Here is a 26328-nt window from a genome sequence, read left to right as displayed (position 1 = left end):
ACAAGAGACAAATCCTGAAAGACAAGAGACGGATAGAACCATGATCGTAATCATCGGCGTTCTGCTGGGCGGCCTGATCGGCGCCCTGAAGGCCCGCAAACGTGGCGGCAACACCCTGGACATGCTGCAATACGGGGCTGTCTATGCCATCATCTTTGGTATTGTCGGACTGCTGGCAACCATCCTGACCCACCGGGTGCTGGCGTAACTGCTGACAGAGGCCCGCGATGTTCCAGCCCTTCTTTGAAAACCTGCGCAAGGCGGCGGTTCCGGTCTCGTTGCGCGAATACCTCACCTTCCTTGAAGGGATGAAGGCGGGGCTGGCGACCTATGACATCGAGGCGTTCTATTTCCTCGCCCGTGCCGCGATGGTGAAGGATGAGCGCAACATCGATAAGTTCGACCGCGCCTTTGCCACCACCTTCGAGGGGCTGGAGGCGATTCCGGCGGACGCGGTGATGGAGGCCGTCGACATTCCCGAGGAATGGCTGCGCAAGATGGCGGAAAAGCACCTGAGCGCAGAAGAAAAGGCCGAGATCGAGGCGCTTGGCGGCTTCGACAAGCTGATGGAAACCCTGAAGGAGCGGCTGAAGGAACAGCAGGGCCGCCACCAGGGCGGCAACAAGTGGATCGGGACAGCGGGCACCTCGCCCTTTGGCGCCTATGGCTACAATCCCGAGGGCGTGCGCATCGGCCAGGACAAGAGCCGCCACCAGCGCGCGGTCAAGGTCTGGGACAAGCGCGAATTCAAGAACTTCGACGGTGATGTCGAGCTCGGCACCCGCAACATCAAGGTGGCGCTGAAGCGCCTGCGCCGCTGGGTCCGCGAGGGCGCGCAGGAGGAGCTGGATCTGGATGGCACCATCCGCTCCACCGCCGAGCACGGCTATCTGGACGTGAAGACGCGGCCGGAGCGGCACAACGCGGTGAAGGTGCTGCTGTTCCTGGATGTGGGCGGCTCGATGGATCCGCATATCCAGGTGGTGGAGGAACTGTTCTCTGCCGCCCGCGCCGAGTTCAAGCATCTGGAATATTACTACTTCCACAATTGCCTCTATGAGGGCGTGTGGCGCGACAACCGGCGGCGCTGGAACGAGAAGACCCCGACCCATGAGGTGCTGCGCACCTACGGGCCGGATTACAAGTGCATCTTTGTCGGCGATGCCTCGATGTCGCCTTACGAGATCGCTTATCCGGGCGGCGCCAATGAGCACTGGAACGAGGAAGCGGGCCAGGTCTGGCTGCAGCGCGCGCGCGAAGCCTGGGCCTCGAACCTGTGGATCAACCCGGTGCCGGAGAAATACTGGGACTATACCCATTCGATCGGCATGATCCGGGAGATCTTCGAAAACCGGATGGTGCCGATGACGCTGGACGGGCTGGAACGCGGCATGCGGGAGCTGAGCCGTTAATCCACTGTAAATTCGGGAAATTTTCCTCATGACTATGATCCATGTGGTCGATGCTTTCACCCGAACGCCCGGGCAGGGCAACCGCGCCGGTGTCGTGCTGGAGGCGGAAGGCCTCAGCAGCGGCGACATGCAGGCGATTGCGGCCTTTGCGGGCTTTTCCGAGACCGCCTTTGTGCTGCCTGCGCAGGCCGCGGATCACGACCTGCAGGTCCGCTACTTCACCCCCAGCGCCGAGGTTCCGATCTGCGGCCATGCAACCGTGGCCACCCATTTTCTGCGGGCGCGGATGCTGGGGCAGGCGGACTATCGCGTGCGCGCGCTGACCGGTGCCGGGGTGCTGCCTGTGCGGACCTGCGGCAGCGGCGCGGAAGCGCGGGTGGAGATGACCCAGGGCGAAGTGGCCCATGGCCATGTTCTGGATGCCGAAGAGCGCGCGGAGCTGCTGGCGGCGCTGGAGATATCTGAGGCGGATCTGGCAGAGGGGCTGCCGGTGCAGGTGGTCTCCACCGGCCATTCCAAGGTGATGGTGCCGCTGCGGCGCCGGGAAACGGTGGACCGGCTGCAGCCGTCCCTGCCCCGGCTGGCGGCACTGAGCAAGCGGATCGGCTGCAACGGTTATTTTCCCTTTGCCGCGGAACCGGCGGACGGCGGGCTGGAAACCCACGGCCGCATGTTCGCCCCGGCCATCGGCATTGCCGAGGACCCGGTGACCGGCAACGCCAACGGCCCGGCCGGCGCCTATCTGCTGGCTCAGGGGCTGCTGCCGGATATGCCGCTGCAGACCTACGCCGGGCACCAGGGCCGCGCCCTGGGCCGGCCTGGCACGGTCTTTGTGACGCTGGACCAGACCGGCGGCGGCCTAACGGTCAGGATTTCGGGCCACGCGGTGGAGGCCGGCACGCTCACCTTCACGCCGGGCCGGCCGGACAGCCGCTAGCCCCGGCCGGCGGTGCGCGTCCGGACGGACGGCATTTGCAATGCAGGCCGGACGGGCGGGAGGTCTGCCGCCGGCGCTTTGCCCCGGCTTCAGCCGCCCCACAGCCCCCACGCGCCCAGTGCCGCCACGGGCACAAACAGCCAGCCCTGCGGCAGCAGCCCGTACCCCGCCCGGCGCAGCGGCGGCAGCAGCAGGCCAACCGCCGCCGTCACCGCGGCCATTGCGGTCCCCGCCAGCGCCATCCCTTCCGTTCCGCGGGCGCCGAGAAACAGGAACAGTGCCATCAGCCCCAGAAAGCCGGTCACCATGTGCCAGCACAACAGCGTGGTTTCGCGCACCGCATCCGGCAGCTGCCGGTCCCGCGCCAGGGGCCGGGCGCACTCGCGGCCTCCCGCCAAGGCGTGCACCAGCATCCACAGGGCCGCCAGCGCCGCAGCGGCCAGAAAACTCCATTGCATCTCAAATCTCCTGAACTGTGAAATCCGCGCCTGCGGGCAAACCGGAGGCGGAAAAGGCAATATGCGGGCGCAGTCTGACCACGCCCGCCGCCGCGGCGCCACCGGTAATTCTGCCGCAGCACCGCAGACGCTGCGCAGCACCGCTGCCAGCGGTTGATTGCGCCGCTGCCCGCACCTAGGTGATGAGGCGGTATGAGCAGCAGCACCCGGACAACAGGCCCCGTCAGCGGACCAGCCGCAGACCCCGTCACCGGCCCCATCCTGATCCTTGATGATCTGCGGGATGGCCGGATGCATCTGGCTGCCCTGTTCATTGCACCGAAGGGCACCGCGGTGCCGCCGGTGCGGCTGGAGAGCGGCACGGTGCAGCCCGAACCGCTGGCAGAGTATGAAACCCGCCAGGTGCTGCGGGCGCGGTTCGCGCTGCCCGCGGACCGTCCCTCCGCCTATCAATGGAACGGCACGCGCTATGACCTGGCGGGCGGCTTCGGCGGCGACATGCGGATCGCCTATGCCTCCTGCAACGGCGAGGAGCACGGCGACCTGGACCGCGACGGCGGCGAGCGCAACGCGATGTGGGCGCGGATGGGCGCGGAGCACCGCGCGCACCCGTTCTCGCTGCTTTTGCATGGCGGCGACCAGGTCTATGCGGATGAGGTGACGGACGGCCATCGCTTGAGCCAGGACTGGCCGGACCGCATCCCCCGCGATCCCGCGCGCGAGGATCTGGCCGGTCTGCGCCGCCATCTGCGCGAGCGGTTCCTGCAGCGCTACCTGGCGGTCTACAGCGCGCCGGAGCTTGCCTGGATCGCCGCCCGGGTGCCCTCGCTGATGCAATGGGACGATCATGATATCTGCGACGGCTGGGGCAGTTTGCGCCGCTCGCGCACCTATTCCCCGGTCGGCCAGACCCTGTTTGCCGCCGCGCGGGAGGCGGCGCTGCTGTTCCAGCACGGCTGCTGCGACAGCGGCCTGCCTGCGCGGTTCACCGATCCCGAAGGCACCCATCTGGGCTGGCGCATCGAGGCACCGGGGCTGCGGCTGCTGGCACCTGATCTGCGGTCCGAGCGCAGCCGGCGGCGGGTGATGGCGCGGGGCGGCTGGCGGATGATGAAGGCAGCAGCGGAGCAGCGCTTTGCCGGGCGCAGCCTGATCCTGTCCAGCGTGCCCCTGCTGGGGCCGCGGCTGTCGCTGCTGGAAGTCCTGATGGTGCTGACGCCCCGGATGCAGAAATACGAGGATGACCTGCGCGACCAGTGGCAAAGCCGGGCGCACCGGGCCTCCTGGCGGCGGATGTTGCGGCTGCTGCGGGACATGGCGGCGCAGGACGGCCAGCAGGTCACCGCCATCTCGGGTGAGATCCACCTGGCCGCGCGCGGCGAGATGGCGCTTGGCGGCAGCAAGGTGCTGCATCAGCTGGTCGCCTCCGGCATTTCCCACCGGGCGCCGCCCCGGGCCTGGGCCAAGGTGCTGGGGATGCTCTCGTGGCTGGGCGATGCGCCCCTGCCCGGCCACCCGATCCGCATCCGCCGGATCCCCGGCCAGGCCGGGCGCTACGCGGCGGAGCGGAATTATCTGGTCCTGGAGCGGCAAGGCGCGGACTGGTCCGCCAGCTGGGAGCTGGAAACCTCGGGCCGGTCGGCGCCGCTGGCGCTGTAGCCGCGGGCGGGCGGCGGAAACGGCAACCTTTTTCTGCTCAACCGCAGGCGGATCATCTGCGGAAATCCGCCGCCGGGCAAAGCCGCCGGCGCTTGTCCGCCGAAGCCCTGCCAGCGCGGTTGAACCATCGCCCTTCAGACGGCTACGCAAGGGGAAAAGACGCGGCGGAACAAACCCGCCACCCCCGAGCAGGAGCATCGCGTGAGCGTGCCGCATCAAGACATAAAACCCCGTGGCAGTGCGCCTGCCGCCAGCGTGAAGCCGTTCCAGATCCGGGGGCGCTACTTCACCGCAGTTGCCCTGCGGCCCGAGGACGGTCCGCTGGACCAGGCGTTTTACGCCGCCCTGGACGCGCAGCTGCGCTGGAGCCCGCAGTTCTTTGACGGCGCGCCGCTGATTCTGGATCTGGCGCAGGCGCCGGGGTTGAACCGGCCTGCCGAGATCCGCGCCCTGACGGACAGCCTGCGAAGCCGGGACCTGGCGGTCTTCGGGGTGCAGAACGCCACCCCCGAACAGGCCGCCGCGGCAGAGGACGCCGGGCTGATCAACCTGTCCAGCGGCAAGGACGCGCCGCTGAACACGGGCCCCGGCACCCGCCGGGAAATCCCCAAGAAACTGCGGCCGCCGGAGAATGTGCTGATCACCCGGCCGGTGCGCTCCGGCCAGACGGTGGTTGCCGAGGGCGGCGACCTGGTGGTGGTCGGGCCGGTCAGCTCCGGCGCCGAGCTGATCGCGCGGGGCAGCATCCATGTCTACGGGCGCCTGCGCGGCCGGGCAATGGCCGGGGCCGAGGGCGACGAGAGCGCGCGCATCTTCTGCAACAGCCTGGATGCGGAGCTGCTGGCGGTGGCGGGCCTCTACCGGACCAGCGAGAATTTGGAGCCGGAGCTTTTGAACCGCCCGGTGCAGGTGTTCCTGCAGGACGGGCGGCTGTGCGTGGAAGCGCTGGGATAGGGCCGCAACACGGCCTGGGATAGGGAAGGCAGGACAATGAGCAAGGACCTGAAACTGGAAGAGCCGCTGGGCCGGGTGATCGTGGTCACCTCGGGCAAGGGCGGCGTCGGCAAGACCACAACCTCTGCCGCCGTCGGCGCCGAACTGGCGCGGCGCGGCCACAAGACGGTGGTGATCGATTTCGACGTGGGCCTGCGCAACCTGGACATGATCATGGGCTGCGAGCGCCGGGTGGTGTTCGACTTCATCAACGTCATTCAGGGCGACGCCAAGCTGAAGCAGGCGCTGATCCGCGACCGGCGGCTGGAGAAACTGGCGGTGCTGCCGACCTCGCAGACCCGCGACAAGGATGCGCTGACCAAGGACGGCGTCGAGAAGGTGCTTGACGAGCTGCGCCAGGAGTTCGATTACATCATCTGCGACAGCCCGGCCGGGATCGAGCGCGGCGCCCAGATGGCGATGCATTTTGCCGATGAGGCCATCGTTGTGACCAATCCCGAGGTGTCCTCGGTCCGTGACAGCGACCGGGTGCTGGGACTCTTGAACAGCATCACCGAACGGGCCAGCAAGGCCGGTGCGGAGCCGGTCAAGGCGCAGGTGCTGATCACCCGCCACGACAAGGCCCGCATCGACAGCGGCGAGATGATGACGGTGGAGGACGTGCTGGAGGTTCTGGCGGTGCCGCTGCTGGGCATCATTCCGGAAAGCGCCGCGGTGCTGCGCGCCTCCAACCTCGGCGTGCCGGTGGTGCTGGATGACCCGTCGGCCGCGGCGGCGGCCTATGAGGACGCGGTGGGGCGGCTGATCGGCGAGCAGATCGAGATGCGGATTGCCGCGGATCCCCGCCGCGGACTGCTGCAGCGGCTGTTCCGGCGGGCGGTGTAAGGGATGTTCGGCTTTTCCCTCCGCCCCCGCAAGGCCTCTGCCAGCACCGCCAAGGAGCGGCTGCAGATCCTGCTGGCGCATGAGCGCAGCGGCAATGGCAGCGCCCGTCCCGACTGCCTGCCGCAGCTGCAGCGCGAGATCCTGGACGTGATCCGCCGCCATATGCAGATCGGCGACGAGGCGATCGACATCCGCATGGAGCGCGGCGACGAGCTGTCGAGCCTGGAGATCAATATAGAGTTCCCGGAAAAACTGGGTGTGAACTAGGGCCGGGGCCCGCGGGGCGGCCCTGCCGCCCCGGAAGTTTTGGCATGGGGCGGCTCTGCCGGCCTCGAACATTTTAAGAAAACCCGGCGCGGAATCCCCACCCCTACCCTGCGCCGGGTCAGGGCAGGTTCATCCTGCCCGTGTTGTCATGGGCCTTCCGCACTTGCCCTGCAGAAGGCCCATGACACATTCCGATTCCCCTTCAATCCCGGGCAGCCCGGCGGCGGCGCACCGCAGGACACCCTGCGGACGGGCGGCCTGCCGGGCGCGCTCAGCCGTGCGCTGGACCTGACGGAGGGCCAGCCCGAGGGACACAGTGTGCGCTGCTGCCGGAGCGGCATGCAGGCAGCGGTGTGCCTAGCTGGCGAGGTTGCGGTTCTTCTGCGAATAGAGCGCCAGCGCCGTCACCTGCCCCGCCACGATGGCCGAGAACATCAAGAGCGCCGACAGGCCGATGCTGGCATCCGCCATCAGGGTCTCGTTGAACAGCGACTGGGTGGCGCTCATCAGCACCCGGCTGCCGGGGACCAGGATCAGGATACCCTGCACGATATAGATGGCGCCGGTGAGGTTCAGCGTCTTGGCGAGCCAGGTGCCGTAAAGGGTGATGCACATGGCAGTGACCCAGGTGCCGACGATCCAGCCGCCGCCGAAGCCCAGGTAAAGCGGCCCCCACATGCCCAACACGGTGACCGGCAGCGCCCGCAGGATGTCGACCATGCGGGCGTTGAAGATCACCCCGATCGAGAATGACAGCGCCGGCAGCGCCAGATAGGGCATCCACCACAAGACGCCGTTCACATTCTCCACCTGCGGCGTTGCCCCCCACAGCGCGGCACCGATGCTGACACCGATGTAAATGCCGATGAACAGTTTCATCAGCACGAAGATCGACTGGGCAAACAGGCTGGAGCCGGAAATCACGTCATTGAAAGCGAGGCATTCCAGCGAGTTGGCAATCGACAGCCCCGGCACGAACAGCACGATTGCGGCAATGCAGGTGCCCCAGACCGGCACCTCCACGCCCATGCTGCTGACCAGCGAGACCGCCAGCCCCGCGACCAGCGCCGACAGGAACTCAACCAGAATCACCCGGTCGCCGCGGCAGAACAGCTGGCAGAGCCAGACCAGGAACCCCAGCACCGCCGACAGCGCAATGGTGGTCAGGGCGCTGCCAATGAGGGTCAGGAAGGCGGGCGGGATGGCGATATTGGCCAGCATGATCAGCCAGCCAGGATAGCGGCCTGGTTCCTCGATCCCCGGATCCTCCACCGCGTTGATGCGGATGATGGTGCGGGCCAGCAGGCTGAGGTTGATCTGCGCGGGCTCCAGCCTGCGGATGATGAACTGGTTGTCCTCGTCCGGGAACTGGCAGGAGATCGACGTGGGGGTGGCCTGCACGATCACGTTGATGCCCTGCTTGCGGGCATAGAACTGCAAGTATTTCTCGATCTTGTAGGGCGCACAGCCGCTGCGGTGCAGGGTCTCGCCGGTGTCGGCGATATTGCGGAGCTGTGAGAGCGGAGCCATGTGCCGGAAGCCGTTGTTATCTGGTGCCTTTGGGAACGCTCCCCATACTGGATGCGGCGCGGTGCGGCGAGTGCGGTTTTTGCATGGCCGCTATCACTGGCCGTCAGGGCTGGCGGCGGGGTCTGCCTCCCGTATGTTCAGGCCGAAGCCGCGCGCCACATCCAGCAGCGCGGCGCTGACAAAGGCGGTGCCGGTCTGGCTCTCCTCCCCGGCCCGCTGCAGCAGCGCGATGTCGCGGCTGGCGCCCTCGGCCGCGAGCGGGCGGAAGATCACCTCGCTGTGGCCCTGCGGCTGGCGCAGGGTGTAGAGCTCCGGCAGAACCGCGACGCCTGCGCCCGAGGCTGCCATCAGGCGGATCGAATCGAGGCTGGTGCCCTCGTAGTCATCTGCCACCACACCGCCGAACCCCGACGCCAGCGCATAGACGATGCGCGACAGCCGGTGGCCGCTGTCCAGGGTCAGGAAATTGCGGCCGCGCAACGACGCGCCGTCCACCGGACCGCTCTCTGCCGCCAGCGGATCGTCCAGCGCCGCGGCGATCCACAGCCGTTCGCTGAACAGCCGCACCTGGTGAGTGTTCGGGTGGTCCTCGGGCGTGGAGATGATCATGTCGAACCGCCCGGCCTTCAGCCCCTGCTCCAGGTCGCGGGTGTTTTCCTCGCGAACGATGACGCGCAGGCTGGGCTGGGTGCGGTGGATGGCGCTGACCGCCTTGGGCAAGAGGTAAGGCCCGATCGAGGGCAAGACCCCCAGCCGCAGCCGCCCGCCGAAGGGCACGCCGCCGGTGACGGCAGCGCGCAGGTCATCGACCTCCCCCAGTATCCGCTGGGCGCGGCGGATCACCTCGGCCCCCATGGCGGTGGGCTGGGCGCCGGCGCGGCCGCGTTTGAACAGGCGGGTGCCAAGGTCCTCCTCCACCGCGGAAATCTGCGCCGACAGGCTGGGCTGGCTGACATTCAGCGCGTCGGCTGCCAGGCCGAACTGGCCCAGCCGGGCCACGGCGACGATGTATTCGAGCTGACGCAGGGTTGGACGCATTTCATAACCTGAAACTATGTGAAGATTAGATACAATATATTGGAACTATGCTGCAGTGCAATTCATGAGGGCAAAAACCGGAATGGAGAGACAGATGCCTACCGCCCTCGAAACCCTGGCCAGCAGTTTGCTGGTGCCCACGATCCTGTTCTTTGCCCTTGGCCTGATTGCCGCCTTTGCCCGCAGCGACCTGTCGATCCCGGAAGGCGCGGCCAAGTTCATGTCGCTGTATCTGCTGCTGGCGATCGGCTTCAAGGGTGGTGCCAGCCTGGCGGAGCACGGGCTGAGCCCGGATCTGTTTGCCACTATCCTGGCGGGGGTGGCGCTGTCGTTCCTGCTGCCCTTCATCGCCTTTGCGCTGCTTAAGGTCTTGACGCGGCTTGATCCCCTGAACGCGGCGGCGGTGGCCGGCCATTACGGCTCGATCTCCATCGTGACCTTTGTCACCGCGACCAGCCTCTTGGAGCTGACCGGGGTGGTCTATGACGGCTACATGGTGGCGGTGGCCGCGGCGATGGAGGTGCCTGCGATCCTGTCGGCGCTGTGGCTGGCGCACAGCACCGGCAGCAACGGCGAACGGCCGGAAGGGTTCTGGCGCGAGCTGCTGGCCAACGGCTCGGTTGTGCTGCTCTTGGGCGCCTTTGCAATCGGTGCGATCACCGGCGGCAAGGGGATGGAGCTGATCGCCCCCTTCATCGTCACCCCCTTTACCGGCATCTTGTGCCTGTTCCTGTTGGACATGGGCCTGTCGGCGGGCCGCAGCCTGATCAAGAACCGGGAGATGCTGTCGCCGGGGCTGTTTGTCTTCGGCGCCGCGATGCCGGTGATCGGCGCGCTGCTGGCCTATGGCGCGGGCTGGGCCGTCGGGCTGGGCAGCGGCAGCCTGTTCCTGTTGATGGTGCTGGCGGCCTCGGCCTCCTACATCGCGGTACCGGCGGCGATGAAGATCGCCCTGCCCAAGGCGGAATCGGGCATTTACCTGACGCTGTCGCTGGGGGTGACCTTCCCGTTCAACATCACCGTCGGGCTGCCGCTCTACTACTGGCTGGCATCCTGAAGCTTCGGGCGGGCGGCACGCCTTGCGCTGCCGCCCGTTCCGGCCCATATCTGAGGCATGCTGCGCCTCTTGCCCATTCTGCTGGCCGTTGCCTATGGCCTTGTGATGTACCGGATTTCGATCTGGCGCACCCACCGGGAACTTGACCAGCGCTCGACCGAGCTGGCCGACCCCAGGCTGAAGCAGCTGACCGACCGGCTGGCGGCAGCGCTGAACGTGGCCCGCATCCCGGTGCATATCTACGAAGTCGACCCGGTGAACGGGCTGGCGGCGCCGGACGGGCGGATCTTCATCACCCGCGGGTTTTACCGCAAATACCAGAACGGCGAGGTCAGCGCCGAGGAGATGGCCTCCGTCATCGCCCATGAGCTGGGCCATGTGGCGCTGGGGCACGCGCGGAAACGGATGATCGATTTTTCCGGCCAGAACGCGCTGCGCACCGCGCTGATGATGATCCTGGGCCGCTATATCCCCTTTATCGGGCCGTGGATTGCCGGGGTTCTGACCTCGCTGCTGGCGGCACGGCTGTCGCGCGGCGATGAATACGAAGCCGACGAATATGCCGCCGCGCTGCTGACCAAGGCAGGGATCGGCCTGGCACCGCAGAAAAGCCTGTTTGCCAAGCTTGAGGAACTGACCCAGGCGCGCGCGGGCATGGCGCCGGCCTGGCTGATGAGCCATCCAAAAACCGAAGAGCGCATCGCCGCGCTGGAGCGGCTGGAAGACAAATGGGCCAAGGGCTGAAGCCGCGGCAAAGGCGCAATTGAGGGGCCGGCCCCTCAAACTCCCCGGAGTATTTTCACAAAGAAGAAGAGAGGGCCTTGGCGAGCCGCGGCAGGCGGGCTTTCTTCAGCAGCGGGCGGATTTCCCAGCTGCCGCCCGACAGGCGGTTGGCTTCGGCCAGAACCTCTGCCCCCAGCGCCTCCATGCCGGTGCTGTCCTGCAGCCAGATCCCGTAGAGCAGCTCATCCGGGCCCACGCGATCCAGACCTTCCTCGGCCAGGGTGTGGCGCGGAAAGTCCTTGTTGTTGACGGTGACGATGGCATCGGCGTGGCCTGCGATGGCGGCGGCCAGCACATGGGTGTCGGCGCTGTCGGGCAGCCAGAGGCGCGCCTCGACCCCTGGTGCCGGGGCGACCTCCGCCTTGGGCCAGCCCGCGCGGATCAGGGCGATCTCGGCTTTGGCCTGCGCCGCGCCTGCGGGGCCGAGTTTCAGCGCCGCACGCTCCCATTCGCCAAGGATCCGCGTCGACCACAGCGGGGTGAAATGGCCAAGGCGCGCTGCACCCAGCAGCATCTCCCGCATCACCGTCGGGTAGAGGACGCAAGTGTCGAGGAGCAGCTTCACCCGCGTCAGTCCAGCCGGAAGAACACGGCCTTGAGATAGCCGCTTTCGGCCAGCTGCGGCAGTTGCGGGTGGTCGGGGCCTGCGTATCCGGTGTGGATCAGCGCGCCGCGGCGGCCCGCTTTGCCGATGCCGCGGGCCGAAGCGTTGCGGAACCTGGCGAGGTCGGCAGCATGCGAGCAGGAGCAGAGGCCCAGGTAGCCGCCGGGTTTCACCAGCGGGGCGGCCAGTTTGGCAACGCGTTCATAGGCGCGCAGGCCGGCCTCCAGCGCCTGTTTCGAGGGCGCAAAGGCAGGCGGGTCGCAGATCACGACATCGAAGCTTTCGCCTTCCTCCCCCAGGGCGGTCAGCACATCGAAGGCGTCGCCCTGACGGGCGGTGAACTTATCCTGGTGGCCGCTGGCTGCCGCGCCCTGGGCGGCCAGGTCCAGCGCCGCAGCGGAGCCGTCGACGCAGGTGGCGTGCCCTGCCCCGCCTGCCAGCATCGCCAGGCCAAAGCCGCCAACGTGCGAAAACACGTCCAGCACCTTGGCGCCGGGCGCGGTCAGGCGCGCGGCAAAGGTATGGTTTTCGCGCTGGTCGAAGAACAGCCCTGTTTTCTGGCCGCCGGTGAGGTCGGCCATATAGGTGGCGCCGTTCATCTGCACCGGCACCGGCGCAGCGGGGGCCGCGCCCAGCAGGGTCTGGTTCACGTCATCCAGACCTTCCAGCCCGCGGGTGCGGCCTGAGGCGTTTTTCAGGATCACTTCGGCGCCGGTTACCTCGGCCAAAGCGGCGGCGAGCATGTCCAGATGCGCCTCGGCCCAGGCGGCGTTAGGCTGCACCACGCAAGTACCGCCGAAGCGGTCGATCACCACGCCGGGCAGACCGTCGGATTCGGCATGGACCAGCCGGTAGAAAGGCGCGTCATACAAGCGTTCGCGCATTTCCAGCGCGCGCGAAAGGCGGGCCGCGAACCAGGTCTGATCGATCTGTGCCTCCGGGTCGCGGTCCAGCATCCGGGCGATGATCTTGCTGTCCGGGTTGACCGAGACCAGCCCCAGCGGGCGCTGTGCCTCGTCCTCCAGCACCGCCAGGGTGCCGGGTGCCAGCTTGCGGGTGCGGCGGTCAGTCACCAGTTCGTTGGCATAAACCCAGGGAAACCCGTGCCGGATGGCGCGGGCGTTGGACTTGGGTTTCATTTTCACGCGGGGGCGCTGGAGCGCATCTGGGGAGGCTGTCATGGAGTTCTCTTAGCGGTAAGCCCGGGACAGGAAAAGGGGCCGTTTGGCCCGGCCCGCACAACCTTGGTGCCTGGCAGCCTCCTGCTGACTGCCCCCTGCCGATGCGACATTGGCAAGAACCTGTGGTAACCTTACGGCTGGAGGATCCGCCATGAGCACAACCGCAAGAGTTCTTCTTGGCACCACCAAAGGCGCCTTTGTCCTGACCCCGGACGGCGGCAGCTGGTCGGTCTCAGGCCCGCACTGCGGCGGCTGGTGCATCAACCATGTGATCGGTGATCCGGACAGCGGCATGATGTGGGCCGGCGGCGGCGGCGACTGGCCCGGCGCCGGGGTCTGGCGTTCTGCCGATGGCGAGACCTGGGAGCTTTGCAAGCTGTCAAACGGGCAGATCGATGAATGGGCGGCCGCGGACCCGGAAACGGCGGCGTTCTTCGATTGGGAGCCCACCGAGGTCCCCTTCGAGGATCTCAAGGCCGTGTGGTCGCTGCACAGCGCCCATGGTGTTCTTTTTGCGGGCACCAATCCTGCAGCGCTTTTGTCCAGCAGGGATGGCGGCAGGACGTGGGAGAGGAATGCCGCGCTCGACAGCCATCCATCGCGCGAAAGCTGGAACCCCGGCGCGGCCGGGCTGGTTCTGCACACGATGCTGAGCGACCCGGAAAACGCGGACAAACTGTGGCTGGGCATATCCGCGGCGGGGGTTTTTGCCTCGGAGGATGGCGGGAAAAGCTGGGAGCGCCGCAACCGCCTGTCCAATGACACGATCTGCACCGAGCACCATCACCCCGCGGCGCCGCGCAACGGCGAAACCGGCCACTGCGTGCACAACATGCAGCGCGGCCCCGGTGATCTGCTCTATCAGCAGAACCACCACGGCACCTACCGCAGCACCGACGGCGGGCGCACCTGGAGCGATATCACCGCCGGGCTGCCCTCCACCTTCGGCTTTCCGATTGCCGTGCATCCCCGGGATCCGGATACGATCTGGGTGCTGCCGCTGAACGGCGATGCGGCCGGGCGGTTTCCGCCGGACGCCTCGGCGGCGGTCTGGAAGTCCGCCGATGGCGGCGGGACCTGGCAGGCCAAACGCGACGGGCTGCCGCAGGGCGCGTGTTTCTTCACCGTGCTGCGCCAGGCCATGGCCACAGATGCTGCGGCGGGTGTCTATTTCGGCACCAACTCGGGCTCAGTCTTCGCAAGCTTCGACGAAGGCGAAAGCTGGAGCGAAATCGCCCGGCACCTGCCGACGATCCTTTCTGTTGAGACCCTGAGCCGCTGAAATCCGAAAGGGCGCCCGGGGCCGGCCCCGGTGCGGTTTCAGCGCTCGCGCGAGCGCCAGCCGCCGCGGCGGCGGGGTTTTTCCGCGCCCTGCAGCCCGTCACGCAGCACCGCAGTCATCGGATGCTCCGGCTGGCCGTTGCCGTACAATTCCAGCAGCGTCTGGATATCGGTGCGGCTGTCGCGGGCCGCATCCATGCCCAGGGCCCAGTCAAAAAAGATGCTTCGGCACTGGGCATCGGTGATGCCTTCGATCCGGTAGGCCTCGTAGATCAGACCGCGCGGGTCCTGTTCAGTGCTGCCCTTCTTCATCCGCCGCTTCCCTTTCCAAGGTTTCGCTAATCAGCGCTGCGCAGCGGCTGTAGCGGTCCTGCAGCTCCTGCTCCAGCGTTTCCAGCCGGGCATAGCCGGTGGTGCGGCAAAGGAACTGCGCTCCGCCCTCGCCCATGGTTTCGGCCTCGATGGCCTTGGCGGAGAGCAGCCGTGCTGCGCATTGCACGGACCAGAATAGCCGGTATCCGGCGGCGAGGTATTCTGCATCCGCGTCATTCAGCCACCCGGCAGCGACAGCGCCCGCAAGTCCGGAGGCCACATCGCGGGAAGCTGAGCCGGAGGTGAGCGCGCCGGCCTGCGACAGCAGCTCGATGTCCATCATCCGGCCCGCGCCGTTCTTGGCGTCCCAGACGCCCGCCGGCGTCTTGGCGGCGGCCAGCCGCTCGCGCATCTGGGCCACCTCGCGCAGAACCTTGCCGCGCTCGCGCGGCTCCGACAGGAAGCCTGCACGGAAATCCTCGATCTCGGCGGTCAGGCTGGCATCGCCTGCAATGGTGCGGGCGCGGGTCAGGGCCAGGTGCTCCCACACCCAGGCCTCGTTCTGCTGGTAGAGCGTGAAGCCGGCCAGGCTGACCGCCACCGGGCCCTGGGTGCCCGACGGGCGCAGCCGCATGTCGACCTCATAAAGGCGGCCCTGTGCCATCGGTGCCGACAGCGCGGTAACAAAGGCCTGCGTCAGGCGCGCGAAATAGGGGCGTGTGGCCAGCGGGCGCTTGCCCTCCGACATTTCCACCCCTTCGGGGTCGTAGATCACGATCAGGTCGAGGTCGGACTGCGAGTTGATCTGCCCCGCCCCCATCGAGCCCATGGCCAGCACCGCGGCGCCGCGGCCCGGCGGGGGCCCGTGTTTCCCGGAGAAATGCGCCACCACCTCCGGCGCGATGCCGGCGATCACCACCTCTGCCAGCTCGGCATACTGGGCACCGGCCTGGTGGCCGTCGATCAGCCCGCGCAGATGGTGCACGCCGATGCGGAAATGCCATTCCTTGCACCAGCGGCGGGTGGCGTCGAGCCGGGTTTCATAGTCGCCCTCCTGCTGCAGCCGCGCCTTCAGCTCAGCCCGCAGCTTTGCCGCGCCCGGCCAGGGGTCGAAGAAGGACCCGCCGATCACCGCATCAAAGACGCCGGAGTTGCGTGACAAGAAGGCGGCCAGATCGCTGGAGGTGCCGGCGATGTCGATCAGCAGGTCGATCAGCTGCGGGTTGGCGCCGAACAGCGAGAACAGCTGCACGCCCGCGGGCAGCCCGGCCAGGAAGCCATCCAGCGCCAGCAGGGTTTCCGCCGGCTTGGCGGTTTTGGCAACGCGGGACAGCAGCTCCGGCTTCAGCCCTTCGAAGATCCGCGCCCCGCGCGACGAGCGCAGCGCCGGATAGGTGGGCCAGCGGGCGATGATGGCGCCGTCCAGCTCCGCGGTCTCCTCCGGCAGGTCTGCCGGGGGCGGCGACGCGCCGGGTGCGAAAAATCCCTCGGTCAGCTCGTGCACCTCTTCCAGGCGGGTTCTGATTTCGGCCTGCAGCTCTGCCGGGCCGCGGTCCATCAGGCAGGCGATACGGGCGATGCCATCCTCGGACTTGGGCATCTTGTGGGTCTGGGCGTCATGCACCATCTGGATGCGGTGCTCGACCTCGCGGTGGGCACGGTAATGGGCGCTGAGCGTACCGGCGACCTCCGCCGGCACCCAGCCCTTGCCGGCCAGCGCCGCCAGCCCCTCAACCGTGCCGCGCAGGCGCAAGTCCTCGTCGCGCCCGCCGGCGATCAGCTGGCGGGTCTGGGTGAAGAACTCGATCTCGCGTATGCCGCCGCGGCCCAGTTTCATGTCGTGGCCCGGCACGTTGAGCGCGCCGCCGGTGCCCTTGTTCTCGCGGATCCGCAAGCGGATGTCGTGGGCGTCCTGGATCGCGGCAAAGTCCAGATGCCGCCGCCAGACGAAGGGGCGCAGGGTGTTGAGGAACCGCTCCCCCGCGGCAATGTCGCCGGCGCAGGCGCGCGCCTTGATATAGGCGGCGCGTTCCCAGGTGCGGCCCAGGCTTTCGTAATACCGCTCCGCCGCTTCCATCGCCAGGCAAACGGGGGTCACTGCCGGGTCCGGGCGCAGCCGCAGATCGGTGCGGAACACATAGCCGTCGCCGGTGCGGTCGCTGAGCGCGGCGCACATGTTCTTGGTCGCGCGCACCATGCCCTGACGCGCCTCGTAGAAGTCATCCGGGTCGAAACGGGTTTCGTCGAACAGGCAGATGAGGTCGATGTCGGAGCTGTAGTTCAGCTCATGCGCGCCCATCTTGCCCATCGCCAGGATGGTCAGGCCGCCCGCCGTCTCCGCGTCGTCCTCTGTCAGGCCGGGCAGCTTCTTGCGGCGGATCAGGTTGGCGATTTCCGCCTTGGCCGCCACATCCGCGCAAAGCGCCCCGAAATCCGTCAGCGCACCGGTCACCTGCTCCAGGCTCCAGCCGCCGCTGAGGTCGCACAGCGCGGTCAGGAGCGCCAGCCGCCGCTTGGCCTGGCGCAACCCGGGCTTCAACTGCGCCGCCTCCAGCGCGCGGCAGTCCGCAAAAACCTGCTGCAGCGCGCCATCCGGATCATGCAGCGCCTCCGGCAGCCAGTCCGCCTCGCGGTCTGTCAGCTCTTTCAGATAGGGGCTGGACCCGCAGGCCCCCGCCACCAGTTCCGCCAGATCGCCGGACAAGGCCGGCACCAGCGCACGCGCCTCGGCGCCAAGCTCCGGGTCGTAGGGGCGGGGAATGCGGGAAATCGTCAGTCCAGATGTCATGACCCCGAGACTGTGCCGCAGGCCGGGGCGCGTCAATGGCAGAATTGCCGCGCTGCCGCATAGGTTTACCCCGGGTCAGGAATACCCGAATAGGTAAAGATCCAATTTTAAAGTATCTTTAACGTTACGGTTATGCTCCCGTTTCGGAGCCGTTTCGAAGTAAAGAGTGTTTTTGTTACCAGGGCCTGCCTGGATCGGCCTGTGCTTTGCTGGCCGGGTCCAAGCGGCGGCGATGTTGCTGCCACAGCCCCTCATCCGGCTACGCAACCGGAGCATAACCGACCATCCTCCCCTGCTGATTTCCCGGCGCAACACAGCGTGAAGACCGTTGTTTACTGCCGGTTTCCGCGCCTTTCTCCCTCAGCCGCCGTAAAAATGTGAAAAAGATTTACATGAGGGCTTGAAAGCCCCCGGGCGGCTTCCGATATGCAGTCATGTGAAAGAGATTTACATTCACCCGCAACCTGGAGGACCCCGATGACGAGTTTCACCCCGACCGCCCCTGCCGCCCCGGTGCAGGGCTGGTTTTCCCGCAGCGAAGCCTGGCTGGACAGCAAGGGCAAGGGCGCCTGGATCGCCGTCATGGTGCTGGGCTTCGTGTTTTTCTGGCCGGTTGGCCTCGCCCTTCTCTTCTACATGATCTGGAGCAAACGCATGTTCAGCAAATCCTCCTGCCGCCACCGCAAGTCCTGGGCCCGGCATGGCTACTCGGCGATGAAACCCTCCGGCAACAGCGCCTTTGACGCCTACAAGGCCGACACCCTGCGCCGCCTGGAACAGGAACAGAACGATTTCGAGGCCTTCCTGAACCGCCTGCGCGAAGCCAAGGACAAGGCCGAGTTCGACCAGTTCATGGATGAGCGCGCCCATGCGGCCGCCAGCGAAGACCTGGAGGGCGAAGACGGGGACCAGGACGAACCCAAGCGCCACTGACCCCTGCCCCTCCGGCTGCCCCGCCTGCCCGTCCGGGCGGGGCAACCCCCATGCCTCTCGCAGCAAAGGACCCCTTGATGACTGCCCTGCCCGATCCCGACTACCAGGCAGAATTCTATGCGTCTGTCCCCGCCAAGCGGCTGATCGCCTGGATCATCGACAGCATCCTGATCTTCGGCCTCAGCGCCGGCGCGGTGGTGCTGACCGCCTTCACCGGCCTGTTGATCTGGCCGCTGCTGTATCTGGCGGTCGGCTTTGCCTACCGCACCGTGACCATCGCCAACGGCTCCGCCACCTGGGGCATGCGCTTTGCGGGTATCGAGCTGCGCGACGGATCCGGCCAGCGGCTCGACAGCGGCATGGCTGCGCTGCACACCGCAGGCTACACCCTGTCGCTGGTGCTGCCGGTCTTGCAGGTGATCTCGGTGATCCTGATGCTGACCTCCTCGCGCGGACAGGGGCTGACCGACCATTTCCTGGGCACGGTGATGCTGAACCGTCGGGTTTGAATGAAACCGGCAAGACAGCGTTAAACCATTTTCCACAAGACCGCTTGGCGCACCGGAACCGCGTTGCTATCATCCTCGGGACCGCAGGCGATCTGTTCCGCCTGTTCCGCGAAACTGCCGACGGGTTCCGATGCGCCATACTCTTCCGATTGCCCCGCAGTTTTATGTGACTGCGCCGCAGCCCTGCCCCTATCTGGAGGGCCGGATGGAGCGCAAGCTGTTCACCGCGCTGCAGGGTGACGGGGTCGATCAGCTCAACAACAGCCTCAGCCAGCAGGGCTTCCGGCGCTCGCAAAACGTGCTCTACCGCCCCTCCTGCTCGGAATGTTCCGCCTGCCTGTCGGCGCGGATCGACGTGGCGGCCTTCCGCCCCAGCCGCAGCCAGAAACGCACCCTGAAGCGCAACGCGCATCTGGAGCGGCGGGCCACCTCGCCCTGGGCGACCGAGGATCAGTTTTCCCTGTTCCGCAGCTATCTGGACAGCCGCCACGCCGACGGCGGCATGGCCGATATGGACGTGTTCGAATACGCCGCGATGATCGAGGAAACCCCGGTGCGCAGCCGGGTGGTGGAATATGCGTTGCCGGGCAGCAGCGAGCTGACCGCGGTGTCGCTGACCGATGTGCTGGAGGACGGGCTGAGCATGGTCTACTCCTTCTATGCCCCGGACCGGCCGCAGGACTCGCTCGGCACCTTCATGATCCTAGATCACATCAAGATCGCGCAGGAGGCAGGCCTGCCGTATGTCTACCTCGGCTACTGGGTGCCCGGCAGCCAGAAGATGGGCTATAAGGCCAAGTTTTCCGGCCTGGAGATCTATCACCAGAGCGAATGGAAGAAGATGACCGACCCGTCGCAGTTCGAGGCCGCCAGCCACCCGCTGTCGACCGATCCGATTGCCGAGCAGGTCGCCAATATCCAGCTGCCCGAGCAGCCGATTCACAAGAAACGCTGATGCAATACATCCATGCCGTCTCGCTGGTGGTGCCGGACTACGACGCCGCCATCGCCTTTTACTGCGGCCAGCTGGGCTGGCAGCTGGCCGAGGACGTGGACCAGGGCCGCAAGCGCTGGGTCCGCATCCTGCCGCCCGGCGCGCAACAGGGCAGCCTGATTCTGGCCCGCGCTGAAGGGGCTGAACAGGAGGCCGTGATCGGCAACCAGTTCGGCGGCCGCGTCGGGCTGTTCCTGGCGACCGATGATTTTGCCCGCGACCATGCCGCGATGCTGGCCACAGGGGTGATCTTCGAGGAAGAGCCGCGGCATGAGCCCTATGGCACCGTCGCCGTGTGGCGCGATCCCTTCGGCAACCGCTGGGACCTGCTGCAGTTCACCTGAGGCCTGCGCCGCTTCGCTTCATCTTTCTGAAAATACTCCGGGGTGAATGCGCGCGCCGCGCGCAGAGGGGCAGCGCCCCTCCTTCATCGCGACCTGCGGGGCAGAACCCCTGCCAGGTTCAGACATGCAAAGGGGCCCGCTCGGGGCCCCTCTTCGTTTCTTATCCTGCTGTCCAGATCAGTTCGGGATCAGCGCCGGCACGATGGTCACGATCGACGGGAACGCCCAGAGGATGCCGATGCCTACCACCTGGATCAGCACGAAAGGCACGATCCCGCGGTAGATATGGGCCGTCGTGACCTCCTTCGGCGCCACCCCGCGCAGGTAGAACAGCGCGAAGCCGAAGGGCGGCGTCAGGAACGAGGTCTGCAGGTTCACCGCCACCATGATGGTCACCCACTTGGGGTCGAACGACCCGCCGTAGATCACCGGGCCGACAATCGGGATCACGATGTAGATGATCTCCAGGAAGTCGAGGACAAAGCCCAGGAAGAACAGCACCAGCATCACGATCAGGAAGACCGTCATCTCGTTGTCGAAGCTCTTCAGGAACTGCTGGATGTAGTGCTCGCCGCCGAAGGAGATCACCACCAGATTGAGCAGCTGCGAGCCGATCAGGATGGTGAAGACCATCGAGGTCACCTTGGCGGTTTCCCGCACCACCGGGGTCAGCACGCCGGAGCGGAACAGCACCCAGCAGCCATAGAGCAGCCCGAACAGCGCATAGAGGTACATCGTATAGGCGGCAAAGAAGGCGATCCAGCTTTCCACCGACACGCCACCCTGGTTCACCCGCAGGTCGAAGTTCATGCCGATCAGGATGCAGATCATCACCGCGAAGGTGGACCAGATGATGATCCTGCCCGACTTGCCCTCGTCCTGCAGCTTGCGGTAGGCCGCCAGCATGATGGCGCCGCCTGCCCCCAGCGCCGCAGCCGGCGTCGGGTTGGTGATGCCGCCCAGGATCGAGCCGAGCACCGCAACGATCAGCACCAGCGGCGGGAACACCACCCGGATCAGATCGTTTTTGGCGCAGCGGGCGGCGGCCTCGCGGCAGCCCCAGAGCGCCAGCAGGAGCGGCAAGGCAATCCACAGCACGGTGACACCGGCGGAGGTGGTCGGCGTAATCGCCACCAGATCCACCAGCGCGATCAGCAGGATGCCGATGGCGCCCAGGATCAGCGGCTTGGCATCGCGCGAAGGCGCCACGCCGCGGCCGAAGGCCAGCACCAGGCCCAGCAGCACCATGATCACGGTGATGCCGGTGCCGATCGGCGCGGCGGAAGCGATCTTGGCCTCGCGGGCGGCGGTGATTTCCTCATCGCTCAGCCGCTTGGCCAGGGTCACACCGCCTGCCTCGTTGATGGCCTTCTGCTCTTCCACCGCGGCATCCCAGGCTTCCTGCCCGTGCAGCTCGATCATCGAAGCCTTGCATTCTGCGCCGACACTGGTGCGCAGGGATGCGGTCTCACCGGCGTCCGAGAAGGTGGAGACGGTGATGTTCTGGCTGCCGATCACGTTGAAGCTGTTCAGCAGGATCGCGCCGCCGATCAGCGCCGCCGGCACGCCCAGGAACCAGATCAGCCCTTCGTTGCGGGTGATCACCTCGCCGGTGCCGCCGTCCAGCGTCACGGCAGGCGCCTTGTGCGGGTTCAAGAGCGCATAGCCGAAGGCATAGGTGGCATAGAGCAGCGCCAGCAGGATGCCCGGCAGCAGCGCCGCCTGGAACAGTGTGCCGACCGAGACCACCGCCGGTTCGCCCAGGTAGGTGAGCGCATCGGAGCAGCCGGCCTCCATCGCGCGGGTTTCCTGCGCGGTGGAATAAAGGTCGCCCGCCAGGGTGCCGAGAAGAACGATCACGATGGAGGGCGGGATGATCTGACCCAGGGTGCCCGAAGCCGCGATCACGCCGGTCGCCAGCTCCGGCGAGTAGTTGTTGCGAAGCATGGTGGGCAGGGCCAAGAGGCCCATGGTCACCACGGTGGCGCCAACAATGCCGGTGGAGGCCGCCAGGAACGCGCCCACAACCACAATCGACACCGCCAGGCCGCCGGGCAGCGGCCCGAAGACGCGCGCCATGGTGGTCAGCAGGTCGTTGGCGATCTTGGAGCGCTCCAGGGTGATGCCCATCAGCACGAACATCAGCACCGCCAGCAGGGTCTCGATCGACGCCCCCGCCAGCACCCGCTCGTTCATCCGGTTGACGATGAAGGAGACGTTGCGGTCCAGCGCCACTTCCCAGCCCTGGGTGAACACCGGTTCGGCCAGCCTGGGCAAATCCGGGTAGCGGAAAACGGATATCTTATCGGGCCTGATGCCCGATCCCACCAGATCCCGGTAGGCCTGCGACGAGGTGTCGATGGCCTGGTGGATCAGGATGCCCGCGCTGTCCAGCGCGGCGATGATCCCGAAGGAGATGATCCCGGCGCCGCCGATGGCAAAGGCCACCGGAAAGCCCGAGAGAATGCCCCCGAAGAGGCAGAAGAATACGATGAGCAGGCCGATCTCGACGCCATCAAGTCCAAATAGCATTTTCCGACGTCCCCTTAGTGCGTGCCTTCGTAGGCTTCTTCACCCTCTCCAAGGCTGTCCTTGTCGAGGTATTTGTTTTCACTGCCCTGGCCTTCGACGAACTCCAGGAAGGAGCGGTAGAAGAAGGCGATGGCGTGCAGGAACACCAGGCCTGCAAAGGCAATCAGCAAGATCTTGAACAGGAAATAGGCGTTGAACCCGTTGGGACTGAAGCCGATGGTTTCCACGTTCCAGCGCAGGGCGCGGGATTTCATCACCAGCCGGTCGAGCGTGTCCGAGGCCGAGGGTTTCGGCACGATCAGGTGCCGCCACAGGAAGAACCAGCCGTACATCCAGGTCAGCACCGCGGCGGGCATCATGAACAGCAAGGAGCCGAGCATGTCGACGACCTTCTTGGCCCGGAAGCTGATGCCGGAATAGATCAGGTCCACCCGCACATGGCCGCCCTGCACGAAGGTGTAGGTCACGCAAAGGCAGACCACCAAGGCATTGTAGAACTTCAGTTCTTCGGCAAACCAGCTGATGTCCTGGCTGAACGGAATGCCAAAGCCGAAACTGATGTCTGGCCGCGCGAACACCCGCTGCATGAAGACGATGATGATCTGCTGCAAAACCATCAGCAGGCCCGCCCAGGCAAAGAAGCGGCCGACGGTGTTGGCCATTCCCTCCAGCCCGCGGACCATGCCCCACATGAAGCCGCGGAAGTAGATGCCGATGGCGGTCAGCACCAGGAAGGCGGTGAAGACGACGAAGAAGAACTCGACCGAGCCGCCATAGTAGACAAAGCGCATGATCGAGGTCTTGTCGGACCAGTCGAGCCAGAGCTGCGGGTGGGTGACGGCATAGCCGAAGTTATAGAAGGCGCCGGCGATGTTCTGGACCAGCCAGAGCAATCCGCCCGCTATGGCGCCGAAGAAGGTGAGGCCACTCTCTTCCTGCATGTTTCCCCCGGGGGTCTTTGCTGCGGCGGGTCCGGAACGCGGCCCGGTGGCCGTCCGTTGCCCGCGTCATGCAACTGGAAAAGGATCCCCCGCCCGCTGGCGGAGGATCCGGTTGATGCCGGTCAGGCGGATCAGCCCAGGACGCGGTCGCGCTGAACGCGGTAGGCGCCTTCGGATTTGGTGATCCAGCCGGAGGAGGCTTTCATCGAGGATTCGACGCTGTTGCGGATTTTCGCGAACAGCTCGTCGCCCATGAACTCGTCCAGGGTTTCCTTGGTGGCCTGGCCGAAGGCGCTCCAGACGCTTTCCGGGAATTCCAGGGTCTTCACGCCGCCGGACTGCAGGCGCTGCAGCGCTGCACCGTTGTTGTTCATGAACTGCGCCAGGCTCCACTGGTGGCCGGCGGCCGATGCCATCTCAATGATCTTCTGATGCGCAGGCGACAGGCCTTCGAAGACCTCGCGGTTGGTGGCAACCGACAGCGCCGCGCCCGGCTCGTGGAAGCCCGCGGTGTAGTAGGTCTTGGTGATTTCCTGGAATCCGGCCTTCTCGTCCGCCCAGGGGCCGATCCACTCGGTGCCGTCGATCGCGCCGGAGGACAGCGCCTGATACACTTCGGAGCCCGGGATGTTCTGCACCGAGGCGCCCAGCTTGCCCAGCGCCTTGCCGCCCAGGCCCGGCATCCGGAACTTGAGGCCGTTGAAGTCCTCGGGGCCTTTGATTTCCTTGTTGAACCAGCCGCCGGCCTGCGGGCCGGTGTTGCCGCCGATGAAGGATTTCAGGCCGAAGATCTGGCCCAGCTCGTCATGCAGCGCGTGGCCTTCGCCGTGGTAGTACCAGTTCACCAGTTCCTGCGGCGTCATGCCGAAGGGCACGGCGGTGAAATAGGCATAGCCCGGGTGCTGGCTGACGAAATAATAGTCAGCGGCGTGGTACATGTCGGCCTGGCCTGCGGTCACGGCGTCGAACACTTCGAACGCGCCGACCAGCTCGCCTGCGGCCTTGACGTCGATGGTCAGGGTGCCGTCGGACATGGCGGTGATGGCGTCGGCGACATACTGTGCGGAGTCATGCACGCCAGCCAGACCGCGGCCCCAGGTGGTGACCATGGTCAGGGTGCGGTTGCCCTGGGCATAGGCCGGCGCCGCCAGGGTGCTGGCTGCTGCTGCGGTCCCGCCCAGCGCGGATGTTTTCAAGAAAGAACGGCGATCCATTAATTATTCCTCCCATTATCAATTGGATTGCCCCAGGTCCCCCCAAGGCGGATCGGTTCGAGTGCGGTCAGCCTAGCGGCAGCGCAATTTATGTGAATACCTACTACTGCGTAGAACGGAACGTTTTTGCCGGGTTTGACGGGAAATGTTGCGCATTTCAGACGGGTGACGGAATCAGGAAACACCCGCCACAGGTGCAATCCATTCCTGCCCCTTTGATTCCGCTGGGCGGCTGGGCAATGATTCGGTACACGATTCTGACCAATTCCGACGGAGTGCCGATGCGCCTGTTCCGCTCCCTGCTGCGCCCTGACTACGCGCAGAAATTGTCGCTCTTGATGACCCTGCCGCTGATCGTGGCGGGCACCGCGATTGCGCTGGTGGTGGGCTACCAGTCGCGCGCCCTGGCCGAACGCGAGATCCAGGCGCTGGAGATGCAGCTCTTGGAGGCCAAGAAGGCCGAGCTTCGCAACTACGTGACTCAGGCGCGCAACGGCTTTGCCCATATCTATGGCCTGGCGGCGCCTGATGATGCGGCGGCCAAGGAGCAGGTCACCCAGATCCTCAGCGCGATGATCTATGGCAAGGACGGGTTCTTCTTTGTCTATGACTATGATGGCACCAACCTGGTGAGCCCGCGGCAGACCGAGTTCATCAACCGCAACTGGGCGGGGCTGACCGACAGCGCCGGGGTGCCGGTGGTGGATGAGTTTATCCGCCTCGCCCGTGACGGGGCGGGCTGGCACAGTTTCACCTGGGAAAAGCCCTCCACCGGCGAGGAGGCGCAGATGATCGCCTATGTGCTGGGGCTGCAGGACTGGCAATGGGCGATCGGCACCGGCGTCTTCATCGACGATGTGCTGGCCACGGTGGCCGCCTCGCGCGCGGAGGTGGAGGCGCGGGTGCGGCGCACGTTCCTGTACATCGGGGCAATCACGCTGATTTCGCTGGCGCTGGTGTTTGCCTCCGGCATGTTCCTCAACATCCGCGAGCGGCGGCTGGCGGATGCCAAGCTGAAGGAGCTGACCCAGCGGGTGTTCGACGCCCAGGAGGAAGAGCGCGGCCGGGTGGCGCGGGAGCTGCATGACGGCATCAGCCAGCTCCTGGTCGGGGTGCGCTATGCGCTGGACAACACCCGCCGCCGCCTGTCGCGCGGCGATGGCGAGGGCGCGGCGGCACCGCTTGAGAAAGGCACCGAGAACCTGCTGACCGCGATAACCGAGGTGCGCCGGATCAGCCGCGACCTGCGCCCGGGCGTGCTGGATGACCTCGGGCTAGGGCCGGCGCTGAAGGCGCTGACCGATGATTTCGCCGCCCGCACCGGCATCGCGACCGAGTTTTCCACCGTGGTGTTCCGCAACCGGCTGGACCAGGATTCCAAGATCGCGCTTTACCGCATTGCGCAGGAGGCGCTGACCAATATCGAGCGCCACGCGGAGGCCACCAAGGTGAGCATCGATCTGCGCGGCCACACCCGCGGCGCCACCATGCGGATCTCCGACAACGGCCGCGGGCTGCCGCCGCGCGACGCCCGCACCGGGCCGGGGATCGGGTTGCGCAACATGCAGGAGCGGATCGAGCAGCTTGACGGCACCTTGCGCATTCTGTCATCACGGGGCACCCAGAGCGGCACCGTGATCGAGGCCAGCCTGCCGCTGAGCCACCTGCTGCCGCCGGGAGAGGAAGGCGCATCTGCGCAATTGCCGTAGATCCCG

General features: G+C 66.4%; 25 protein-coding genes. 15 read left to right on the top strand and 10 right to left on the bottom strand.

Annotation, left to right across the window (positions count from 1 at the left end; genetic code table 11):
• Positions 1 to 40 precede the first annotated feature (40 nt).
• Genes AC58NV_RS00235 through AC58NV_RS00225 form a run of 3 tightly spaced genes read left to right on the top strand, consistent with a single transcriptional unit; the run spans position 41 to position 2349 of the window.
• Complete coding sequence (locus AC58NV_RS00235; RefSeq protein ID WP_366659731.1) at positions 41 to 208, top strand: hypothetical protein; 168 nt, start codon at positions 41 to 43, stop codon at positions 206 to 208.
• 19 nt (positions 209 to 227) lie between these two features.
• The gene (locus AC58NV_RS00230; protein ID WP_497225372.1) at positions 228 to 1412 is read left to right on the top strand and encodes a vWA domain-containing protein; all 1185 of its coding nucleotides are present in this window, start codon (positions 228 to 230) and stop codon (positions 1410 to 1412) included.
• Positions 1413 to 1440: 28 nt separating this feature from the next.
• Positions 1441 to 2349 carry a PhzF family phenazine biosynthesis isomerase gene (locus tag AC58NV_RS00225; protein WP_497225371.1) on the top strand — a complete coding sequence of 303 codons (909 nt, stop codon included), beginning with the start codon at positions 1441 to 1443 and terminating at the stop codon, positions 2347 to 2349.
• 89 nt (positions 2350 to 2438) lie between these two features.
• Here AC58NV_RS00225 and AC58NV_RS00220 read toward each other — a convergent pair whose 3' ends face one another.
• Positions 2439 to 2807 carry a hypothetical protein gene (locus AC58NV_RS00220; protein WP_497225370.1) on the bottom strand — a complete coding sequence of 123 codons (369 nt, stop codon included), beginning with the start codon at positions 2805 to 2807 and terminating at the stop codon, positions 2439 to 2441.
• Positions 2808 to 2999: 192 nt separating this feature from the next.
• Between AC58NV_RS00220 and AC58NV_RS00215 the strand changes: the two genes are divergently transcribed.
• The 4 genes from AC58NV_RS00215 (at position 3000) to minE (ending at position 6572) form a co-directional block, all read left to right on the top strand.
• Positions 3000 to 4466, top strand: coding sequence for an alkaline phosphatase D family protein (locus AC58NV_RS00215; RefSeq protein ID WP_497225369.1), 1467 nt, complete (start codon positions 3000 to 3002; stop codon positions 4464 to 4466).
• Between the two features lie 201 nt (positions 4467 to 4667).
• Positions 4668 to 5420, top strand: a complete 753-nt coding sequence (gene minC / locus AC58NV_RS00210) for a septum site-determining protein MinC (RefSeq protein WP_497225368.1) — start codon at positions 4668 to 4670, stop codon at positions 5418 to 5420.
• 36 nt (positions 5421 to 5456) lie between these two features.
• Positions 5457 to 6305 carry a septum site-determining protein MinD gene (gene minD, locus AC58NV_RS00205; protein ID WP_497225367.1) on the top strand — a complete coding sequence of 283 codons (849 nt, stop codon included), beginning with the start codon at positions 5457 to 5459 and terminating at the stop codon, positions 6303 to 6305.
• 3 nt (positions 6306 to 6308) lie between these two features.
• Positions 6309 to 6572 (top strand): cell division topological specificity factor MinE, encoded by a 264-nt coding sequence (gene minE, locus AC58NV_RS00200; protein ID WP_497225366.1) that lies wholly within the window; start codon positions 6309 to 6311, stop codon positions 6570 to 6572.
• 357 nt (positions 6573 to 6929) lie between these two features.
• Here the strand turns inward: minE and AC58NV_RS00195 are convergent, their stop codons facing one another.
• Entirely contained in the window at positions 6930 to 8102 is a 1173-nt protein-coding gene (locus AC58NV_RS00195) for a threonine/serine exporter family protein (protein ID WP_497225365.1), read from the bottom strand.
• A 93-nt stretch (positions 8103 to 8195) separates the two neighbouring features.
• Entirely contained in the window at positions 8196 to 9140 is a 945-nt protein-coding gene (locus AC58NV_RS00190; protein ID WP_497225364.1) for a LysR substrate-binding domain-containing protein, read from the bottom strand.
• Between the two features lie 94 nt (positions 9141 to 9234).
• Between AC58NV_RS00190 and AC58NV_RS00185 the strand changes: the two genes are divergently transcribed.
• Together AC58NV_RS00185 and AC58NV_RS00180 are read left to right on the top strand one after the other, a co-directional pair.
• Positions 9235 to 10197, top strand: coding sequence for a sodium-dependent bicarbonate transport family permease (locus tag AC58NV_RS00185; protein ID WP_497225363.1), 963 nt, complete (start codon positions 9235 to 9237; stop codon positions 10195 to 10197).
• Between the two features lie 57 nt (positions 10198 to 10254).
• On the top strand, positions 10255 to 10941 hold the full coding sequence (locus tag AC58NV_RS00180; RefSeq protein WP_366659748.1) for a M48 family metallopeptidase: 687 nt from the start codon (positions 10255 to 10257) through the stop codon (positions 10939 to 10941).
• Between the two features lie 55 nt (positions 10942 to 10996).
• Here the strand turns inward: AC58NV_RS00180 and AC58NV_RS00175 are convergent, their stop codons facing one another.
• Positions 10997 to 11545, bottom strand: coding sequence for an RSP_2648 family PIN domain-containing protein (locus tag AC58NV_RS00175; RefSeq protein ID WP_497225362.1), 549 nt, complete (start codon positions 11543 to 11545; stop codon positions 10997 to 10999).
• Between the two features lie 5 nt (positions 11546 to 11550).
• A complete protein-coding gene (locus AC58NV_RS00170) occupies positions 11551 to 12765 on the bottom strand; it encodes an RSP_2647 family RNA methyltransferase (protein ID WP_497225361.1) in 1215 nt (404 codons plus the stop codon).
• A gap of 151 nt (positions 12766 to 12916) precedes the next feature.
• Here AC58NV_RS00170 and AC58NV_RS00165 point away from each other — a divergent pair, with 151 nt between their 5' ends.
• A complete protein-coding gene (locus AC58NV_RS00165) occupies positions 12917 to 14047 on the top strand; it encodes a WD40/YVTN/BNR-like repeat-containing protein (protein WP_497225360.1) in 1131 nt (376 codons plus the stop codon).
• A gap of 38 nt (positions 14048 to 14085) precedes the next feature.
• Here the strand turns inward: AC58NV_RS00165 and AC58NV_RS00160 are convergent, their stop codons facing one another.
• Together AC58NV_RS00160 and AC58NV_RS00155 are read right to left on the bottom strand one after the other, a co-directional pair.
• Positions 14086 to 14358: a hypothetical protein gene (locus AC58NV_RS00160; protein ID WP_497225359.1), complete on the bottom strand. Its 273-nt coding sequence runs from the start codon at positions 14356 to 14358 to the stop codon at positions 14086 to 14088.
• Positions 14339 to 17146, bottom strand: coding sequence for a [protein-PII] uridylyltransferase family protein (locus AC58NV_RS00155; RefSeq protein ID WP_497225358.1), 2808 nt, complete (start codon positions 17144 to 17146; stop codon positions 14339 to 14341). Before AC58NV_RS00155 ends, AC58NV_RS00160 begins: the two co-directional genes overlap by 20 nt.
• A 477-nt stretch (positions 17147 to 17623) precedes the next feature.
• Between AC58NV_RS00155 and AC58NV_RS00150 the strand changes: the two genes are divergently transcribed.
• The 4 genes from AC58NV_RS00150 to AC58NV_RS00135 all read left to right on the top strand — a co-directional run bounded on the left by AC58NV_RS00150 (position 17624) and on the right by AC58NV_RS00135 (position 19926).
• Entirely contained in the window at positions 17624 to 18079 is a 456-nt protein-coding gene (locus tag AC58NV_RS00150) for a DUF2852 domain-containing protein (RefSeq protein ID WP_497225357.1), read from the top strand.
• Between the two features lie 77 nt (positions 18080 to 18156).
• On the top strand, positions 18157 to 18588 hold the full coding sequence (locus AC58NV_RS00145) for an RDD family protein (protein ID WP_497225356.1): 432 nt from the start codon (positions 18157 to 18159) through the stop codon (positions 18586 to 18588).
• Between the two features lie 130 nt (positions 18589 to 18718).
• Positions 18719 to 19543 (top strand): arginyltransferase, encoded by an 825-nt coding sequence (locus AC58NV_RS00140; RefSeq protein ID WP_497225355.1) that lies wholly within the window; start codon positions 18719 to 18721, stop codon positions 19541 to 19543.
• Positions 19543 to 19926 (top strand): VOC family protein, encoded by a 384-nt coding sequence (locus AC58NV_RS00135; RefSeq protein WP_497225354.1) that lies wholly within the window; start codon positions 19543 to 19545, stop codon positions 19924 to 19926. The genes AC58NV_RS00140 and AC58NV_RS00135 overlap by 1 nt, the downstream gene beginning before the upstream one ends.
• Positions 19927 to 20103: 177 nt before the next feature.
• On the opposite strand, the gene AC58NV_RS00130 is transcribed toward AC58NV_RS00135, so the two are convergent.
• From AC58NV_RS00130 to AC58NV_RS00120, 3 genes are all read right to left on the bottom strand, one after another.
• On the bottom strand, positions 20104 to 22458 hold the full coding sequence (locus tag AC58NV_RS00130) for a TRAP transporter large permease (protein WP_497225353.1): 2355 nt from the start codon (positions 22456 to 22458) through the stop codon (positions 20104 to 20106).
• 14 nt (positions 22459 to 22472) lie between these two features.
• The gene (locus AC58NV_RS00125; protein ID WP_497225352.1) at positions 22473 to 23399 is read right to left on the bottom strand and encodes a TRAP transporter small permease subunit; all 927 of its coding nucleotides are present in this window, start codon (positions 23397 to 23399) and stop codon (positions 22473 to 22475) included.
• Between the two features lie 131 nt (positions 23400 to 23530).
• Entirely contained in the window at positions 23531 to 24613 is a 1083-nt protein-coding gene (locus AC58NV_RS00120; protein WP_497225351.1) for a TRAP transporter substrate-binding protein, read from the bottom strand.
• 281 nt (positions 24614 to 24894) lie between these two features.
• Between AC58NV_RS00120 and AC58NV_RS00115 the strand changes: the two genes are divergently transcribed.
• The gene (locus AC58NV_RS00115) at positions 24895 to 26322 is read left to right on the top strand and encodes a cache domain-containing protein (protein WP_497226370.1); all 1428 of its coding nucleotides are present in this window, start codon (positions 24895 to 24897) and stop codon (positions 26320 to 26322) included.
• The last annotated feature ends 6 nt before the right edge of the window (positions 26323 to 26328 follow it).

It is taken from the genome of Leisingera sp. ANG49, assembly GCF_059694505.1.
The sequence above is the reverse complement of the archived record's forward strand: the minus strand, read 5'-3'. Positions and strand labels throughout refer to the sequence as shown.